General features: G+C 34.4%; 18 protein-coding genes and 1 pseudogene. 2 read left to right on the top strand and 17 right to left on the bottom strand.

Features of this window, described 5'->3' with window-relative positions:
- Positions 1-109: 109 nt before the first annotated feature.
- The 5 genes from fetB to NST10_RS11145 all read right to left on the bottom strand — a co-directional run bounded on the left by fetB (position 110) and on the right by NST10_RS11145 (position 3,842).
- Entirely contained in the window at positions 110-886 is a 777-nt protein-coding gene (gene fetB, locus NST10_RS11165; RefSeq protein ID WP_000072154.1) for an iron export ABC transporter permease subunit FetB, read from the bottom strand.
- The gene (locus NST10_RS11160) at positions 879-1,541 is read right to left on the bottom strand and encodes an ATP-binding cassette domain-containing protein (RefSeq protein WP_000923514.1); all 663 of its coding nucleotides are present in this window, start codon (positions 1,539-1,541) and stop codon (positions 879-881) included. The genes fetB and NST10_RS11160 overlap by 8 nt, the downstream gene beginning before the upstream one ends.
- A gap of 345 nt (positions 1,542-1,886) precedes the next feature.
- Positions 1,887-2,963, bottom strand: coding sequence for a M42 family metallopeptidase (locus NST10_RS11155; protein WP_339209842.1), 1,077 nt, complete (start codon positions 2,961-2,963; stop codon positions 1,887-1,889).
- A 355-nt stretch (positions 2,964-3,318) separates the two neighbouring features.
- On the bottom strand, positions 3,319-3,585 hold the full coding sequence (locus tag NST10_RS11150) for a Txe/YoeB family addiction module toxin (protein ID WP_000074047.1): 267 nt from the start codon (positions 3,583-3,585) through the stop codon (positions 3,319-3,321).
- Entirely contained in the window at positions 3,585-3,842 is a 258-nt protein-coding gene (locus NST10_RS11145; protein WP_000587617.1) for a type II toxin-antitoxin system Phd/YefM family antitoxin, read from the bottom strand. The genes NST10_RS11150 and NST10_RS11145 overlap by 1 nt, the downstream gene beginning before the upstream one ends.
- A gap of 359 nt (positions 3,843-4,201) precedes the next feature.
- On the opposite strand from NST10_RS11145, the gene NST10_RS11140 reads away from it, so the two are divergent.
- Complete coding sequence (locus NST10_RS11140; protein WP_000732090.1) at positions 4,202-4,657, top strand: YehR family lipoprotein; 456 nt, start codon at positions 4,202-4,204, stop codon at positions 4,655-4,657.
- Positions 4,658-4,824: 167 nt separating this feature from the next.
- Here NST10_RS11140 and NST10_RS11135 read toward each other — a convergent pair.
- Positions 4,825-6,402: pseudogene (locus NST10_RS11135) on the bottom strand (FMN-binding glutamate synthase family protein).
- Positions 6,403-6,597: 195 nt separating this feature from the next.
- Between NST10_RS11135 and lnsB the strand changes: the two are divergent.
- A complete protein-coding gene (gene lnsB, locus NST10_RS11130; protein ID WP_339209840.1) occupies positions 6,598-7,347 on the top strand; it encodes a CPBP family lipoprotein N-acylation protein LnsB in 750 nt (249 codons plus the stop codon).
- A 223-nt stretch (positions 7,348-7,570) separates the two neighbouring features.
- Here the strand turns inward: lnsB and NST10_RS11125 are convergent, their stop codons facing one another.
- The 11 genes from NST10_RS11125 to NST10_RS11075 form a co-directional block, all read right to left on the bottom strand.
- Positions 7,571-8,764, bottom strand: a complete 1,194-nt coding sequence (locus NST10_RS11125; protein ID WP_000675407.1) for an MFS transporter — start codon at positions 8,762-8,764, stop codon at positions 7,571-7,573.
- An 11-nt stretch (positions 8,765-8,775) separates the two neighbouring features.
- Positions 8,776-9,525, bottom strand: a complete 750-nt coding sequence (locus NST10_RS11120) for an ABC transporter ATP-binding protein (protein WP_339209837.1) — start codon at positions 9,523-9,525, stop codon at positions 8,776-8,778.
- On the bottom strand, positions 9,518-10,333 hold the full coding sequence (locus tag NST10_RS11115) for an ABC transporter ATP-binding protein (protein ID WP_000173876.1): 816 nt from the start codon (positions 10,331-10,333) through the stop codon (positions 9,518-9,520). The genes NST10_RS11120 and NST10_RS11115 overlap by 8 nt, the downstream gene beginning before the upstream one ends.
- Entirely contained in the window at positions 10,330-11,199 is an 870-nt protein-coding gene (opp1C, locus tag NST10_RS11110) for a nickel/cobalt ABC transporter permease (protein ID WP_000584765.1), read from the bottom strand. The genes NST10_RS11115 and opp1C overlap by 4 nt, the downstream gene beginning before the upstream one ends.
- Complete coding sequence (opp1B, locus tag NST10_RS11105) at positions 11,196-12,131, bottom strand: nickel/cobalt ABC transporter permease (RefSeq protein WP_000472237.1); 936 nt, start codon at positions 12,129-12,131, stop codon at positions 11,196-11,198. The genes opp1C and opp1B overlap by 4 nt, the downstream gene beginning before the upstream one ends.
- Before the next feature lie 12 nt (positions 12,132-12,143).
- The gene (gene cntA, locus NST10_RS11100) at positions 12,144-13,742 is read right to left on the bottom strand and encodes a staphylopine-dependent metal ABC transporter substrate-binding protein CntA (RefSeq protein ID WP_001229077.1); all 1,599 of its coding nucleotides are present in this window, start codon (positions 13,740-13,742) and stop codon (positions 12,144-12,146) included.
- A gap of 142 nt (positions 13,743-13,884) precedes the next feature.
- The gene (cntM, locus tag NST10_RS11095; protein WP_339209832.1) at positions 13,885-15,186 is read right to left on the bottom strand and encodes a staphylopine dehydrogenase CntM; all 1,302 of its coding nucleotides are present in this window, start codon (positions 15,184-15,186) and stop codon (positions 13,885-13,887) included.
- Positions 15,179-15,997 (bottom strand): D-histidine (S)-2-aminobutanoyltransferase CntL, encoded by an 819-nt coding sequence (cntL, locus tag NST10_RS11090; protein WP_001058852.1) that lies wholly within the window; start codon positions 15,995-15,997, stop codon positions 15,179-15,181. Before cntL ends, cntM begins: the two co-directional genes overlap by 8 nt.
- Before the next feature lie 10 nt (positions 15,998-16,007).
- Positions 16,008-16,829 carry a histidine racemase CntK gene (cntK, locus tag NST10_RS11085; protein WP_001081692.1) on the bottom strand — a complete coding sequence of 274 codons (822 nt, stop codon included), beginning with the start codon at positions 16,827-16,829 and terminating at the stop codon, positions 16,008-16,010.
- A gap of 701 nt (positions 16,830-17,530) precedes the next feature.
- Positions 17,531-18,298, bottom strand: a complete 768-nt coding sequence (locus NST10_RS11080) for an MBL fold metallo-hydrolase (RefSeq protein ID WP_001026125.1) — start codon at positions 18,296-18,298, stop codon at positions 17,531-17,533.
- A 100-nt stretch (positions 18,299-18,398) separates the two neighbouring features.
- A complete protein-coding gene (locus NST10_RS11075) occupies positions 18,399-19,217 on the bottom strand; it encodes an SDR family oxidoreductase (protein ID WP_000824929.1) in 819 nt (272 codons plus the stop codon).
- Positions 19,218-19,264 lie beyond the last annotated feature (47 nt).

Below are 19,264 nucleotides of genomic sequence, written 5' to 3'. Positions count from 1 at the left end.
TGCGTGCCTTTATGAATATTTTCGCTGCGCTAAATAATAACATTACTATATGTGCGCGTCACTTCATTACAACTATAGCGAAGCTCTAAATCACATCCAGCAATTGCTATCATGACTCACTCTTAACATCCGTATTTCGTGCTACTAATTGATGTCTTGCATTGAAAAATTGACCATAGCTTAAATATGTCGCAATCAAAGCAGACATAATGGTCGCAGTTGTATGAATAAACACGACTAACAATTGAAATTTAATCGCTTGTAAAGGTGGTACGCCACCAATAATTAAGCCTGTCATCATACCAGGAATCGACACAAGCCCATATGTTTTAACCGAATCAATTGTTGGCACTATAGCTAAACGAATACTTTCACGTATTGCACCTTTAGAAGCCAATTTAGTTGTAGCTGCAAGTGATAATTTAGATTCAATATTAGTACCATCTTGTACGAATGCACGATCTAAATTTTGGTAAGCTAAATTAATTGCAATCAAGCCATTATTTGCAAGCATGCCGCCGATAGGTATAACTTCATTGGCTGTAAATTGAATGGCCCCTGTCGCAATAGTACCTACAAGCGGTAATGCCGTTCCAACAAAGATAGCCACAAAGGAAATCAAAAAGACATGGTGCATGACAGGTGATGATCGACTAATCGTATTCCATGATGCGTTGACAATAATGACAAATACACATAATACTAATAGCCATTTGTCATTAATTTTAAAAATATAGTGCAGTAAGAATCCTAAAATGATTAATTGTACGACCGCACGTAGTGTCGCCACAATCAAATCTTTAATAATATGTAGACCTTCTTTATAAGAAATAATAATTGGAATAACTAATAGCAATGCCGTCAGTCCTAATGCTGTATTACTCATGTTGGTTCAACTCCTCTGTATTAGAAATTTGACCATCAACAATGGTTATACGCTTTTGAAAGTGTCGCATACTTTGGTCATCGCTGTGGGTAATCCACATAATTGCCACGCCTTGATCTGCTAATTTAAAAATGATATTTTCTATTTTTTCTTTATTATTAATATCTAACGCACTTGTTGATTCATCTAATAGAAGGATGTCTGGGGTATACATTAATTGGCGTGCAATCGCGATCCTTTGACGCTCGCCACCTGACATATGTTCTATTTTAGAACTTAATTGATAGTGTCCTAATCCTACATCTTTAATTAATTGCTTAGCACGTTTTTTATCAAATTTATCATTACGCGCAAGAGACGGAAAAATCATATTGTCTTCAATCGTTTCACCAAACAAATCGCTTTGTTGCATTAAATAGCTAATGTGTCGGCGTAATATTTCTGGTTCGTAATCATCATATGGTTTACCTTTAAAGTAAAGCGTTCCACTGGTTGGGCTAATTAAATTACATATTAATTTTTGAAATGTACTTTTACCACTACCTGAAGGACCAATAATTGCAATGGTTTCACCTTTATCTACTTTTAAATTAATATGATTTAGTATGACTCTATCACTTGCCTCATACACTAAATCTTTTATCTCTAACAACATATTTACCCCTCCTCGTATCATGAGTTATTTCGATATAATAGGGTAATCCTTTTCTTGAATAGCGTGCTTACCTATAAGTCGGCCTAGTCAATGCTTATTACCCATTAAAATCGCTCTAATAAAACATATCAAATATAGTATTCCCATTTTTGAAAAATTTAGTGCCATTTCATTCTGGAAAATTTTTTTAATATTTATGTGAAAATTGAAGTACACTGCAGTGACTTAGTCTCATCTTTATAAAAATAAAAAGCCTTTAACATGACATCTCATGCTAACTAAGCATCTAACTTAGTTCTTGCATGACATCATATTAAAGACTTTCTTTATTATTTATGGATTTGACTACCACATGATATTTTTATAAGTTTCATCATTCAATGAACGGACAATTTCAGTAACAAGACGGACAGAATTTTCATAATCATCTACATTGAGTACCGATACATTAGAGTGCATGTATCGTAACGTGACACCTATTGTCATCGTTGGAATACCTTCATTTGCGACATGAATACTTCCCGCATCTGTACCTCCACCTGGTGTCGTATCCCATTGTACTTCGATGTTATGTTTCTTAGCTACATCTTTAATATGCTTTCGCAAACCTTGGTGCGCAATACTTGTAGCATCCATCATAATAACAACTGGACCACCGCCTAGTTTACTATCACTCGTTTGAGCTGACATACCTGGTGTATCATAAGCAATACCCACATCGACGGCTATCGCCAAATCTGGTTTAATTGTATTCGCTGCCACTTTCGCACCACGTAACCCAACTTCTTCTTGCACTGTGGCACCACTGTATAAGTTAATGCCAATATTTTCATCTTTTAAACGTTTTAATACCTCAACAGCTAATGCACAGCCATAGCGATTATCAAATGCTTTCGCAGTTAAATATTTATCATTTGTAAGCACTTCAAATTCACTATATGGCGTAACCATATTGCCTACTTCAACGCCAGCTTCTTCAGCTTCTTCCTTGCTACTAACACCAATATCTATAAACATATTTTTGATTTCCATTGGCTTTTTACGTTCTTCAGGCGTTAAGACATGCGGCGGTTTAGAACCGATGATACCTCTAATTTCTTTGCCTGAATCTGTTGTAATCGTTACTTTTTGAGATAACATGACTTGATTCCACCATCCACCAACTGGCGTAAATGAAATAAAACCATGTTTATCAATCTTTGTTACCATAAAACCAACTTCATCCATATGGCCAGAAATCATAATTGAGTATTGACCATTCTCAGCATTTTTCTTTCCAAAAATGCCACCCAAATTATCTTCAATAATTTGATCACTGACAGGCTCTATATAGTTACGCATTGCTTCTTTAACTTGCATTTCATAACCAGCAATGCCGTTTACATCTGTTAAATGTTTAAGTAATTTGACTGACTGATTCATGTTATTCATCCTCCTGTATTTCAACTTAAAACTATTGTATCACTAACTTTCAGAAAAACGTTCCCTACCGCTTTATCGTTTTCAGGCTTAATAATTTTAAAAACTTTGTGAGAAATCCGCTTAAAAAAACTCATATTTACAAAATTTAATATTCCGAAAAAGTCACAATTTAAAATTTCTTATTATAATACGTTAATCTTTTATTGTTTTTAATTTCAATCTGTTTAGTCTTGCGCTATTAAAAAAATAAAAAGTGTAGAGATAACAACGCATTAACGCCGCAATTTCTCCTACACTTAAATACTAGTTTCTTTATTTAACTTATCATTAAACTTATTCAGATGTTGAATATCCATTAATCATAATGTGACCATGCCGATAGTATTAATACTTCTTTATTTCGATCATCTACGGTATAGACGATCCTGTGCTGATGGTTAATTCTTCTTGAATATCGCTCTAAATATTTAGGTTCTAATTTTTCAAAGGATTGTGTTATTTTATACGGATCATTTTTTAAAGTCTCAACAATTTCTAAAAATGACTTCTTTAAATAAGAATGTTTTATTTTCTTTAAATCTGATTTCGCTGAATTTTTAATCTTAACCGTGTAATTGCTCATTACAGATTATCCCAATCAATATCATCTATATTTGTTGTACCACTACTATCTTTTTCTCTTTCTCTTACTTTGTCCATTGTACCAGTAGATTCAAGATATATTGTCTCTTGTATACTTTTCCAATCTTCTAAACCTATAATCACAGCATTATTTTCGGCATTATTGCCACTAATATAAATTGGTTCGTGATTATTATTAACATTTTTTAGTAATTGATAAAAATCTTTTCTCGCTTCTGTAGGGCTAGTGATAATCATATAAACCCTCCTTTGTCTTCTGATACGCTAATTATAGCGTACGTATTTAAGTACGTCAATATCACCGACACATCCGTCGTAATCTTAGTCCCTATATACTATCGTACACAAGCTTTTGTTCTTTTCTTCCAACATACCGTCTATAATGCTCAAAAAGAAATCAGCAGTGGAACACACTACGTTCTCTACCGTTTTATCGTTTTCAGGCTTAAATATTTTTAAAAACTTTGTGAGAAATCCGCTTCAAAAACCTCATATTTACAAAAAAATTATCAAAATTTAAATTTTTGAATAACATCATTTTTTAGTAAATGTTATAATTTCTTTATAATACAAATATCGAAAGAAGGCGACTGACTTTGAAAAAATTATGTTCATTAATTGTAGTAGCATTAGTTTGTGTCATTGCATTATCAGCTTGTGGTAAAGAACAAACCAAAACATATGAAGGTGATGTTAGTGGTAAACATGTACTAACTTCTATCACATATAAAGATGATAAAGTTTTAAAACAGTCTACAATCAACACAATTAAATATGACGATCTAGGTATGGATAAAGACGAAGCCAAAAAGTTATTCGCCAAATCTGAAAGTATTTTCAAAGACCTTAAAGGCGTAAAATACAAAGTAGACTATAAAGATAAAAAAGCAATTGAACACTTAGACATAGATTACACAGAAGTTGACATGAAAAAATTAAATAAACGTCTTGGTGTTTCAACTAAAGAAAATAAAGATATTAGTTTTGAAAAACTTGAAAAGCAATTAAAGCACAGAGGCTTAAAAGAAAAAGATAAAATGGACGACAAATAGTTTATAACATAAAAATGCCCTCAGATAAGACTAAGGTTACAAACCTTAATTCATATTCTGAGGGCTTTAATATTTGAAATTCTTGTGTGACCAACATCCACTACTAATATAAAATTATTTGCAGTAACGCTAAAATCCGCTGCTTTCATTTTCCCGAAATAAATAAGTTAACTAATGAGTTTTAATTTATAATCATGTATCGTTTGCAATTCACCATCGACTTTTCGATATACAATATGATCAGCAGTAATTTCTGTAGGGCTTGATACGCCAACAGCTGCTGCAATATTGAATAAGCCTTCATGCAAACTTGTTACATAGTTTGTGACACGATATTGCTTTTCTCCAACAATCAATGCTTTTTCTTTTTTCGCATCTGTCGTTGCAACACCTACAGGACATGTATTCATATGACATTGTTGACTCATAATACAACCGACACTAATCATCATGCCACGTGCAATATTAACAAAATCTGCACCTAAACCTAGTGCAATCGCAATTTTATCTGGTGTCACTAACTTACCAGATGCCGCTAATTTCACTTTATCTCGAATACCATATTTTTCTAACATGCCAGACACAATAGGTAGAGCTGTAAATAGCGGTAAGCCAACACCATCTTGTAATTCTTGGAATGTTGCACCAGTACCACCTTCACCACCGTCAACCGTAATAAAGCTTGGATACTTATCTAATTCCACCATCGTACGTACAAGTGTTTCAATTTCTGAAACTTTGCTTACTACAATTTTGAATCCTACTGGTTTTTGACCTAATTGCTGCAACTGATCGACGAAACGAATCAAATCTTCAGCATTATGAATAAATTCGTAACGGTTAGGTGAATTGATTGTTTTATAAGGTTCAACATTTCGGATTTTAGCAATTTCTTCGTTTACCTTTTCAGCTTCCATATGACCACCACGAGTCTTAGCACCTTGTGCCAACTTCAGCTCAAATGCGCGAACGTTAGTTAACTGTGCGACCTCTTTAAATAAACCTTCACTAAAATTACCTTCCTTATCACGAACACCAAATAAACCGGGACCAATTTGGAAAATTATATCCCCATTACCTTTTAAATGATATTCTGATAAGCCACCTTCACCTGTATTCATCCAAGTGCCCGCTTTAGCTAGACCTTTAGATAAAGCTGTAATGGCATTTTTTCCTAAGGCTCCATAACTCATACCCGATTGTCCTACGATACGTTTTAAAATAAACGGATGTTTTAAATGTTCACCTAATTTTATTGCATGATCATCACTTAAGTAATACGGATCAATCTTTGTCGGTACACGATATTCTTCACGACTAAATAAACGCTCATTCGCGATTTTATAAATGAATGTTGATAACAATGTTGTATTATCTACTGAAATCTCATTACGTTACATCGGAAACATTGTGTTCTGTATGTAAAAGCCGTCTTGATAATCTTTAGTAGTACCGAAGCTGGTCATACGAGAGTTATATTTTCCAGCCAAAACGATATTTTTATAATCATTACGTGAAAAAGGTTTCCCTTCATTATCCCCAGAAAATAAATACTGACGTAATTCCGGTCCCATTTTTTCTGAAATATATCTAATACGTGCTAGTAAAGGATAATTCCTTAATACACTATGTTGTGATTGTCTTTTATCTTTAATTAACCAAATAAGCCCGATAACCATGACCGTAAGCAGGAAGCCTATAATGATAATATTAACTATAAATTGCATGACTGTAAGAAACGTCATTACAATCCCTCCCCCAAAAAATTTCAATTCAATATTTATGATACACCTTACAAAATAAAACACAATGGAAGCGCTTCATTTTATAAAACAATTTTATGATATGTTTTTCATTTTAAATTTTAATGTATAAAACATACAATACAAAGTAATATGTGCTAAAGTATCTATATAATACAACTATTTAAGAGGTATACTATGTCAAATACAAATAAACATTACATAGAAGAAGAATACGCTACCGAACAATCGCGTTTTTTCAAACGTGATATTGGATTTATTTTCCTTTATATATTTTTGGTTAACATCTTGCCAATCATTATCGTTTTTTTAACTTTTGGGTTAGTAGCTGTATTCACTCAACAAGCCCCATGGGGTTTCTCTTTTCCTATTTCAATGAACATTAGCTATTTACTCGCAGTTATTATTTCACTAGCTATTTTTCGTCGGATGCATGAAGATGCATTTGTTCCAATGATACGTATGCAAATCGTTGCCAGTGCTAAATATAAATGGCATATTCTTATATCATTTACATTAAGTATCGTACTCTTTTTACTTTTAAATCATTTCGCTATTTTCGCACTAAATGTAGATTCCTTTACTGTCTTTGACATTTACCCGCTCATTAGAGAATATGGTTCCATCAGTTTAATAGCTATATTTTCGTTAACCATTATATTAAATACTTTGATTTGTCAACTTATTTTCCGTCATATTTTAATTCAAGAATTAAGCAGATTAATACCTTTAAAGATTACAATAGTATTATCCGTTATCCTTGAAACACTGTACTATTATCCATACATTAATACATGGTGGGAATTCATTCCAGCATTGATACTAGCTAGTAGTGCGACTTACTTATATTTAAAATCAAACCGTAATTTTATGGTGAGCTATTTCTATCAATTAGCAGTTATACTCGCTTTGCATATTTTCATGTAAATTTTTTCAGAGTATTATCCATTATCCATACACATCAAAAAGCACACTTAAAAGTCAGTATCACAACTCACTTTTAAGCGTGCTTTATTTAGATATACTGTCGTTCTAAAAACGAGCCATATAGAATGTTTCATGTCCTAGCATGAAGCACATGAATCGCCATGCTCAATATACCTTTTAAAATTTAAATATTCATTAACTTAATATGCTTTAATTCACTTCATTAAAGACTATTTGCTGGGCGTGGTGTTGGTTTTTTCAATAAACTCATAATCATTATTACAATGACTAACATACCACAAATTAGATACATCCATTTAAATCCTACTAAATCGGAAATAGGTCCCATCAATGCGCCACCTAACGATATACCTAAGTCTGCACAGGCAATAAATAAACCTAACAACATATTACGACCTACTTTTGGTAAGACGAAACTTAAGTATGATGTTAATGTTGGGTACACCATTGCTTGTGTCATTCCTATTAATATTGCACTGCCATAGAAAATAATTGCACCTACTTGCGGACCAAATGCTACTACAAATGACGCGATTACTAATAATGATAGTACAGATACCATATATTTAGGATGCCACATACCATCTGACGGAATGTATTTCCTTAAGTAAAATCTTGCCACAACAACTGCGATGGCCTGTATTGTCAAAAAGATTCCCGCATTCGCGAATCCTAAACTCACTGTGTATAACGGTACAAATGTACTAACTGCACCAAATACAATCGATGCAACAATCATGATAATACCACTGTTCAACAACTCTTTATTTTTGAAAAATTGCGCAAAAACAGTTACAGCGTTAAACGGCATTTTTTCAATCTTATCTGACGTATCGGGTTCCTGTTCAGCAAAGGTCACGCGATAGCCAAAGAATGTTGTTGTTAATGCGATAAAGATAATGACAATTGCAAATAGTGAAATATTATTTGCATTCCAAATACCTACGGCAACTAATGGTCCGATTAAGTTTGGAATCGTTGAAAATAGCGAGTACAATGATACACCTTCAGAACGATGTTCCTCCGGTAATGCATCAATAATACCTAGCTGTAAAGACATAGAAAAGAATGCCGTACACACACCTTGCATAACACGTGCTACGAAATAACCTTCTAAGCCAGTAAAACCATAAATAATTAAAGCTATGGCATTGATAATCAAAATAATTCTTAATACTTTAATGGGACCGACACGAGCAATAATTTGTCCTGCCCATGGTCGAAATACCATTGCTGTTAACATGTATGCCCCCATAACGATACCGATAACCGTATTCGTTGCGCCTAAATCATGCCCTCGTAAAGGTATAAACACGTTTAAGATTGCATTGGCACTAAAGAACATCAATGTTAATATATATAATCTCAAAAAGGGCCAAGCCATTGCACCTTTCATTATCTCACTCCTTAGAATGATAGTTGTTTTTCTATTAATTCTCTTGTATAAGCATTGTCACTTTTATGCAATGCGCTTGTCGGAATTTGTTCTTCTATTTTTCCGTTTTTAAAAATAATTAATTGATCACATAAATACGTGGCAGCTTGAATATCATGTGTGATAAAAATATAACTCAACTGACGCGTTTCACGTAAATGAATCAATAAATCTAATATTTGTGTTTGAATTGACATGTCGAGTGAACTAATGGCTTCATCAAACAAAATATATTTAGGGTTAATACATATTGCGCGCGCAATCGCAACACGCTGTGCCTCTCCACCTGATAACATATTAGGATATTTATCCATGTATGCCTTAGATAGACCAACTTCTTCCAACAATGTAATTGCTTGGACTTCCATAACATCTTTAGGTTGTCCATCACATTGACACATCACTTCAAATAAGATTTCTCTAACAGTCTGAAATGGGTGTAATGATGACGTATAATCTTGAAATACAGCACCAATTTGATGACGTCTCACTTTCTTCTTATGCATCGGTTGATCATTTAAGGTTACACAACCTTTATCTGGTTTCTCAATACCTAATATCATACGACTCAACGTCGATTTACCGCTACCACTTTCTCCGATAATCGCAATCGTCGCACCGGTTGGACACTCAAATGACACACCTTTCACGATAGGTGTTCGACGACGCTTAAAAACATGTGCGCTTTGATATGACTTTTCAACATCTTTAATTTTAATCATGTACATCACCCCTCATCACATGTTTAAAATGATCATTAATCTTTTTCTTAGTGGATAATAAATACTTCGTATAAACATGTTCTGGATGATGCAAGACTGATTCACGCGTACCATGCTCAATCAGTTGACCATTTTTCATCACAACAACACGGTCTGCAATCTTGTTAATAACCGTTAAATCATGTGAAATGAAAATCATCGCACAGTCAAAGTGTTTTTTTATATCTATAAATGCTTCCAGTACATCATATTGTGTAATTGTATCTAAAGCCGTTGTCGGCTCATCAGCAATGATTAACTTTGGTTTCAAAGCTAACGCTAAAGCAATCATCAATCGCTGTAACATTCCTCCTGATAACATGTAAGGGTATGATTTTAATATACGTTTAGGATCTTTCAAACTTAAATAATCCATATATTCAATCAATGTCTTTTCAATTTCTTGTGTAGACATTGACGTATGTACTTTCATAGTCTCAAACATTTGTTTACCGACAGTAGTTGATGGATCAAAGGCACGACTACCTTGTTGCATGACCATCGCAATATCTTTACCACGGTATTTTTTCAATTGTGTTTCCGATAACGACAACATTGACTTACCATCAAAGGTTATATCACCTGTTACGCGTAATCGTTCTGGATTTAAACCTACAATCGATTTGCATGTAATTGATTTACCGCTACCACTTTCTCCAATAACGCCTAAAGTTTCACCCTTAGTTAATGTAAAATTCACATCACTCACGAGTGGTTGATCTGTCCAGGTATCTGTAATCGTCAAATGCTTAACTGTTAACAATGTCATGATTGCACCACTCCTTTTTTCACAGAACGAAGTTTATCTTTAGAAGAGATGCGGGGATCAATGGCAATTTGTAAAGCATCGGATAAGAAGTTAAATGCCATGACTATAATCACTATGGCAATACCTGGCGCAAACATCATTTCAGGATGTGTAAACATCACTTTTCTAGCTTCGTTAAGCATCATGCCCCACTCTGCAGTAGGCGCTTTGACACCTAATCCTAAAAATGAAAAGCCAGATATTTGCAAGATCATTGAACACATCGAACTACTAGAGATGATAGCAATATCTGCTAATGTTAACGGCATAATATGTTTGTGAATAATTTTCATATCATTCATACCGATTGTTTTAGCAAATCTTACATGGTCAGAAGCAGTGTACTGCATAACACTTGTACGTATAACGCGACAGAACCATGCCCAACGCGTCAAAATAAATGCCATGATAATATTTTCGGCACCCATACCAAACAATGCAATTAATGCTAACGTTACAACATAACTTGGGAATGCCAACATAACATCACACGCACGCATGATTAAGGCGTCAACAAACCCTTGGAAATATCCTGATAAGAATCCTAAAATAGATCCAATAAGTACAGAAACAAATAGTGCAACAAAGACATATAACAAACTTGGTCTAATCGCATAAATTAACCTAGTTAAAATATCTCTACCTAAATGGTCAGTACCTAGTAGATGTTGAAAACTCATGCCAGCAAATTTGTTTGCTGTATCGATATGGTTAGGATCATAAAATGTCACAAGTGGTGCTGCTAATCCTAAAAAGACATATAATACAATAATGCCTAAAGCAATCACTGCACCTTTATCTTGTAATAATCGTTTTAAAATTATCATCGTGCGCCCTCCCTTAATCTTGGATTTAATAGCGCATTAATGATATCTGCTAATGTATTAAATACAATAAATAATACCGCTACAATTAATACATATGCTTGAATGACTGGAAAATCATGTTCAAGTATTGCTTTTAAACTTAATTGACCTAATCCAGGCCATGCAAAGATATACTCGATAACAACTAGTCCACCCATTATCATTGGTATAGACATACAAAAGATTGATACCGCAACTTGTAAAGCATTACGCAACACATGCAACATTAACGTGATAGATTTCACACCGCTTGCTCTTAAATAAAGTACATAATCTTCATTTAATTGTTCCACCATCGAGCGTCTAACATTTCTAAAGTAAATACCAGCATAGGCAATCGTAATAACGATCACTGGCAATATGTAACTTTCTGGACCTGTTAATCCAGAAGTCGGCAATATGTTTAACTTCACTGAAACGTAAATAATAAGTATTGAAGCTATCCAATATGATGGTAATGCAGTTAGAAAGAAAGCCACTGAACGTATCGCACGATCAGTGAACTTTCCTCTTTTTAATGCACTAACTACACCTAAAATAATTGATGTAATCATCACCATAACACTTGAAATCATTGTTAATTTCAATGTATTCATAAATGCTGGACCAATGCGTTCAGCAACAGGATCACCTGTAATGTAGCTTGTACCAAAATTAAATTGCATCGCTTCAAGTAACCAATTTTTATATTGAATTAATAATGGATCATTGAAACCGTACTTCTCATTCGTTTCTGCAATCAACTCTGGTGTTACATTTGGCGTTCCTTGTGCATGTAAAATTGTCACAGCTGGATTTTCATTTGTAATATACGTCAATAGAAATGTCATAAAACTTACTACAATCATCAATGGAAACATGAGCGCAATACGTTTTAAGATAAATTTGAACATCTAAACGCTCCTTTATTTATACTGCATTTCATTGAATGGTAATTCATACTGTGATTGTGTGAATGATACTTTTTCTAAATCTTTCGGCGCAACAACTGTCATACTACCGTGTGAAATAGGGATAAAAATACCTTCATCATCAATTTGTTTCAAAATGTTTTTATAAGCGTCTGAACGCTCTTTACCGTTTTGGATTTTAAATGCGTCATCAATGCTGTTGTATATTTTATCTTTGTTCTCAATGCCTGATGTTGCACTTTCATAACCATTTTTCGCTTTAAATGCTGCAATAGTACTTTGTGGATCGTACAATAATCCCCAAGTTTGGTTGAACATTAAGTCATAATCACCAGAAGTACGACGTTCAGCAATTTTATCTGATGTTTCGCCATTGATGTTTAACTTAATACCCATTTTCTTAAATTCTGCTTGTAAGTATTCTGCTTGTTCTTTTTGACTTGAAGAACCTTTGTCATAGTACATTGCCATTTCAAGGTTTTTACCATCTTTTTGACGAACATCGCTGTCTTTACCTTTCTTCCAACCAGCTTCATCTAATAATGATTCTGCTTTTTTAAGGTCATACTTACGTGTTGGCATATCGAAATTAATGTCTGTTACATTTTTCGCAAATAATTGAGTTGCTGGTTTTTCTTGACCATCTAAAATTTCTTTGGCAATTTTATCTCTGTTTACCATATGACCAATCGCTTGTCTGACTGTTTTGTCACTGACAGCGTTATCTTTTTTACCAGAATTGACCACTAACATTTTCGTATTCATAGGTTGACTACGCTTAACTTGATAGTCACCTGTATCTTTCAATTGTTTTAAAGAGTCTTTGTCTAAGCTATCTGTACCTCTATCGTCTGTGAAGGCAAAGTTTGTTTCACCTTTTTTCATTGATAGGAATGCTGTTTCACCAGCAGGCATTACTTTTGCTTGTACTTTGTTAAGTTTAGACTTTTCGCCCCAGTATTGATCATTTTTATTAAAGTCTGCAGACTCATCTTTTTTGTGTTCACCTAATTTAAATGGACCAGTACCATCGAACTTTTTAACGCCATCTTTTGTTGTGCCGTTTTTAAAGTCTTTTGGAGATACAAATACATATGGACGAGGCATCGCTAATTCAGCCAATGCAGGTTGATATGCTTCTTTCAAATTTAATTCAACCGTGTACTTATCTTTAACTTTAACATTGTCAATTAATGTTGAAATCTTTAACCAAGAATGCAATTTTTTGTTTTCTTGAACTGCGTCAATATTTTTCTTAACTGCGTCAGCATCAAATGGCGTACCATCATGGAATTTAACGTCATCTCTCAAATGGAACGTGTATGTCTTCCCATCTTCTGACACATCCCATTTTTTAGCTAGTAAAGGCTTAATCCCATCTTTCGTGTTACGTACAAGCGGCTCGTATATCATACTTTCAGCAGACATCGATCCACCGTAAACATGCGGATTCATATCCCCGATATCTTTAACCGTCGTATACGTTAATTGCTTGTTTTCTTTTTTCTCCTCTAAACCTTTATTACCGCCACAACCAGTTAAAATTAGCCCTGATGCAAGTAACATTGCACTCATTTTAGTTAGTTTTCTCATTTGCTTTTCCTCTTTCTAAATTGATAAGTTGCATTACTTAATCAAATCGTAATGATTATTTTTCTCAATTATTTGCTTATTTTTATGTAAATGTCAAACATAATTCAATAATTTTTTTCTATTATAAAACTTCAAACCCTTATTATGAAAGCGTTCTATTGATTTCCAAAAATTTTGTGGCGAGTGCCTTATCTCCTTCAAATAGATTTGTATTAAATTGAGAAGATAGTTGTTGATCTTGATGCATATCCTTGTACGTCTTACAACTTGCTTCATAGCGAGTTAGGAACTGATTAATCATTGGCGTTTTGATACCTAGCATTTCCCCAATATGCTGAATCATCGCTGTTCTGTAATAATCCTCACTTGGCATTCTTGGAATTTGAACAACATCCTGTTCATTTTTATAGACTTGCTTAAATGGTACAGCTGAAAAATCAAAGTAATGTCCGTTTTCGTCTGGCTGTGAAAATGGATCAATAAGGATTGCGGTATATCTTACATAAAGCAGATATTCTTGTAAGATATCTGGCAAGATTTCGAAATGCTCAATATCACCTTCATCCAAAGTTTCAGGACGTACTGGATAATTTTCCTTCACCATAAATTGAAGCAGGTTGACTGACGGTACTCTAAATGCTTGTAAAATAGCCATCATTTCCTTCCACATTAAACGCATTTCACGGATTAGTGTCATCGTTATCGGTCCTTCAGGAAATAACTTATACACATAAACCGGTACATCCGTTCCTTCGAAAATGGCTTTCAATGAAAAGTCATTCATAAATAGTGGTGGGTGCACATAAAGCGAGCTGTTTCGCGTTTCAGCATGCAGTGGCGATTCAACGACTTCTAATTGAATCTTCAACTGCTCAGCTAAAGCAGAGATTCGTTGACACATTGTTGAGTTTGAATGTGTCGATCCCATGTACAATTTCTTTTTTACACCTGTTGTCAACACATGATTAGGTGCTTCTTTATCAACAATACGTGTATCGCCAAGATAAGTTGAAAATGAAATCACTTCGATATCCTGACTGAACTTAGACATAAATTGTTCCACAATCATTTGCGATCCAAATGTCGGTGAAATTAAAATGACATGTTTGACACTTTGCAAAGTTTCTAACGACAATTGCTGTAGTGTGTCATAATAAGCATCTGCTGTGCATGCCATGACAACCGTTTCGTATTCACCCTTAACGTTTTTAACATCTTTATACAAACGATTAATTTCAAACTTACCTTCCAGATGTTGATGCGCCTCGTTTTGTATTTTGACTTCAAATTGTTTCTCTTTTTTATACGCTTGATATAAGCGTTTTGATTTTTCTGATGTTGAGGCACGTCCAACCATATCAATCTCATAATCTGATTTTAAATAGCAAATATTCGCTAATTGGATTGCGACCGGACCAGTGCCTATCATTAATAATTTAGACATCCGTAATACCTACCTTTATAGCTGCTTTTTTATAAAGTGCTATATCAAAAATTTGCTGTGGTCTCATATGTTTATTCACACATTGCCACTTATCTTCCGCTGTTTCTTGTGACGGATAATTAAATATTGCTTTGATGCCATCACCAAAGCGCATTGCAACTACGACATTTTCATTTGTTAAATCATATAATTCTTCTAAAATGCTGTACTTTAAAGGAATTGTCGAGCTGAATATGATATGCGTCACATCTTTGATATCTTTAAGTTCAGATACCTTTTGATCCGTAATTGTTATATCTTCATTTGGTGCTAAGACGTTAACGATTCTGCGTCCTAGGTCAACGGCTTGTGGATCAATATCAATACCGATAACTGAAGCACCTGTTTCTTTTGCTACTTGAATTAACGTCATTGGATATGCACCTGAACCAACTAACAATAATTTGTCATTGCTAGCTATACTACATTGTCCAAACTCTTCATCAATACAATGTTCTATATTGTCAAAGTAACCTGTGGTAGACGCCTGTCCGTCTAATAGACGTCTAGCTCTAATGACTTCCACTTGTTTAACACACTGCGCTGTAATATATTGCAGTGATTTTATTAATTGTGCTTTTTCTTCAACGTCACGCCAAGCATTAAATTGTTGTTCATAAATAGGATTTAAAATAAATTCACTATAGTCATCCATCAATGTTTCTAATACTTCGATATATTGATCGTCTTGTAATACACGCTCGTAATGCGCTTCAAACTTTTCTAAATATTGTTGTAATATCAATTTGATTTCATTATTAAAGTTATTCATTGTAGGCTCCTTATTCTATATATGCTTTTCCTGTAGCTACAGTTGTAACCTGTCCTTTAATTGAAGTTTGATATCCCAATTGATGACATCGCTTTGATGTCACTAAAATACTGCCCCCTGGCTGATGTACTGTAAAATCTTTGCATGCGTCATTACGTTGATAATTATTAAAAACCCCAATTGATGCTGTACCAGAACCACAGCTATTTTCCCAAATTAAACTTTGGATTTCTGGTATATAGATTAATGGCTGTAAAAATTGACGTTGTTCATCAAAAAGCATCATACCTACTGTTTTATATTTGTGATTCCATTGTTGCTCACGCACATAAGTTTCAACCAAATGTTGAATTTCTGTTGTTACTTGACTAACTGGAATCACATAATGTACATATGTTTCATAAATAATTTCTATTGCTTTCCATGAATGATTACCCATATTAATTGTTGTTGGCACAACACGATGGGCTTGTGGCATTTGAACTTCATAGTATTGGCAGTCATGAATTGCGCATTGCACTAAATCCGAACAGCCAGATACCTTCACCTTAAACTGTTGGTCTTTAAGCAAATGACTTTCCTGCAAATGATGTATATATGACATCGTCGCATTACCGCAAAATTCATTACCGCTCATAACTAAGTGAAAATCATTGCCATCATCATTTTGTGTTGATTCTATAAAGCCTACCTGTTCACAACATACATGTGTTGCGGCCATCAACTGATTGGCGATAGATGCATATTCACTAGCATCATGTTTTGAATGAACAAGTATCGTCATATTCCCCGAAGGATTATACTTAGAAAATTCTATAACCTGCCGATTCATACGACACTCCTTTAGATGTATTTTTAGAGCCTCTGTAATTTTAATTACTAGAGGCTCTTATGCAGTTGTTGCGAAGCAAGCAACTGTATTCCTCTAGCTCTTTTACCTTAAGTGATTTTTCAGAAGATGAACCTAATAGTTTCCCATCTATTAGGTAAGTCATGCTAATCCGCAAAAGCGAAAAGCATGGCTTTATATGCAGTTGTTGCGAAGCAAACAACTGTATTCCTCTATACCTGTAATTTTTTAGAAGATGAACCTAATAGTTTCCCATCTATTAGGTAAGTCATGCTAATCCGCAAAGTGGAAAGCATGACTTAGTAATCGGTTGTTGCATCAACATGCAACCGTAAACCTTATTTAAAGTTGCTTCTTGTGGCTCTACAAGCGAATGCAGTTGTCCGTTAACTACATTCACTTAGATGCTTTTACTGTTTTCACCTCAACTAAAACTTCAAAAAAGTTGCAGAAAACAAATCGTAACTATTACGATTTGATTATATACTATATTAGTTGAGAATCATTGTCAATAAAGGTTGTAAATGAAAGCACATTTATATTTTATGAATCCCTCCATAAACATCGCATTCTCAGCAAATTCAAGTCTTTTTGAAAATTTTTATCAAACAAAAAAGCCAGCTTCAACGTAAAATACGTTAAAACTAGCTTTAAGCAATACATTTCATCAAATAAACAAATATTTATTTTTCAAAGGTTAATAATTCCCCGTCATTTGGTACAACAACTCTATTACCTAAGTCGTTAGAATTTATAAATTCATTCAGCTCTTCACGAGATAAATGCCAATGATTGACCGCTTCCATATTCACAACAACTATTTGAGCAAGCGACAATGTATGAGCGACTTTCAATACATCATGTTCATCCATCACTAACGGCCCGCCTTCAAAGAATTGATTTGCACCACCATTAAGTACTATGATATCTGGATGATGCGCTTTTAAAGTCTTCTCAACACCGTCGAACCAAACCGTATCAGCAGCTAAATATAACGTTGGCTCTTCAGAATGTTTCAGCACTAAACCGTGAACATGTCCTGTCATTTTCAAGATTTCACCATGCCCATGTTGAGCATCTGTTTTAATCAACTCAATTTCTCCAATGTGTGTCACATCATTAAATACCGAAACGTTTGTAAAGTCATAACCCTCCACTTCACTAGCGTCTGCTTCGTTTTGTGTATAAATTTTAATATCTTTTGGCAATACTTCAATCGCTTTCGGATCAAAATGATCAATATGCAAATGTGTTAAAATTACTAAATCGATGTTGTTAATGATATCTTCAATTGCTAATGGTAGTTCTACAAGTGGATTGTTTTCATCTTGTCTCGGTGAATTTGGAAATGGTTCAAATGCGCCTTTGTCACTTAGCATTGGATCAATCAAAACGCGTTTACCTCCATACTCAATCACGGCCGTGGCATTTCTTATATGTCTAATATTCATGTTAAATCCCCCTATTTCATATGTCTGTCATTGCGACAATATGCATACATTGCCTACTTCATGCCAAATTATTTTCCACTGGATATCGATTTTAAAACAATTATTCCAATGTCCGCTTCCACGAATCATCACTCAACATCTCACCAGGCCATGTGTAAGCCATAACACCACCGTCAATGCGAATTGTTTCACCAGTAATAAATGAACTCTCATCAGATGCTAAAAAGACAACGAGCTTGCCTACTTCTTCTGGTTTGCCTAAACGTCCCAGCGGTGTCATCCATTTCTGATTTTCTCTAAACGCTTTGCCTTCCTTATCTTCGCTAGTACCTGTCAGTTTATCTACTAACGGGGTTTCAATTGTACCTGGTGCAATTGCATTAGCTCGAATGCCATCTCTACCATATTCGATTGCAATGGATTTAGTAAAATTAATCACTGCCCCTTTCGCAGCATTATATCCTGAGCGATACAAATCTGCTGCCTGTCCTGAAAATGAAGATGTGTTAACAATAGAGCCACCTTTAGTCATCATTAAAGGTAACATCATTTTCGTCATCAAAAATGTTCCACGCATATCTACATTCATAATCTTGTCATATACATCTGTTGGATACTCATGAATTCTACCAGCCGCATTATCCACACCGGCATTATTAAATAACACATCAACATGCCCAATCTGTTCTCTAATTTCTGATGCAAAATTGTCAATTTGTTGTTCGCTTGCAATATCCACAATATAAGCCTTTGCTTTGTCACCATTACTTTTAATTTTATCGACAGTCTCCGATACCGCTTCAGCTATGTCTACCGCCAATACATACGCACCTTCTTGAGCTAAAGCGATTGCAGAAGCTTGTCCGATACCTGTACTTGCTCCTGTTACGACTGCAACTTTATTTTCCAAACGTTTCATTCAGTCACTCCTATACAACATATCTTAAACTTACAGTCCTTATTTTC

The sequence above is a fragment of the Staphylococcus sp. FSL W8-0305 genome (assembly GCF_037966415.1).
Classification (GTDB): domain Bacteria; phylum Bacillota; class Bacilli; order Staphylococcales; family Staphylococcaceae; genus Staphylococcus; species Staphylococcus aureus.
The sequence above is the reverse complement of the archived record's forward strand: the minus strand, read 5'-3'. Positions and strand labels throughout refer to the sequence as shown.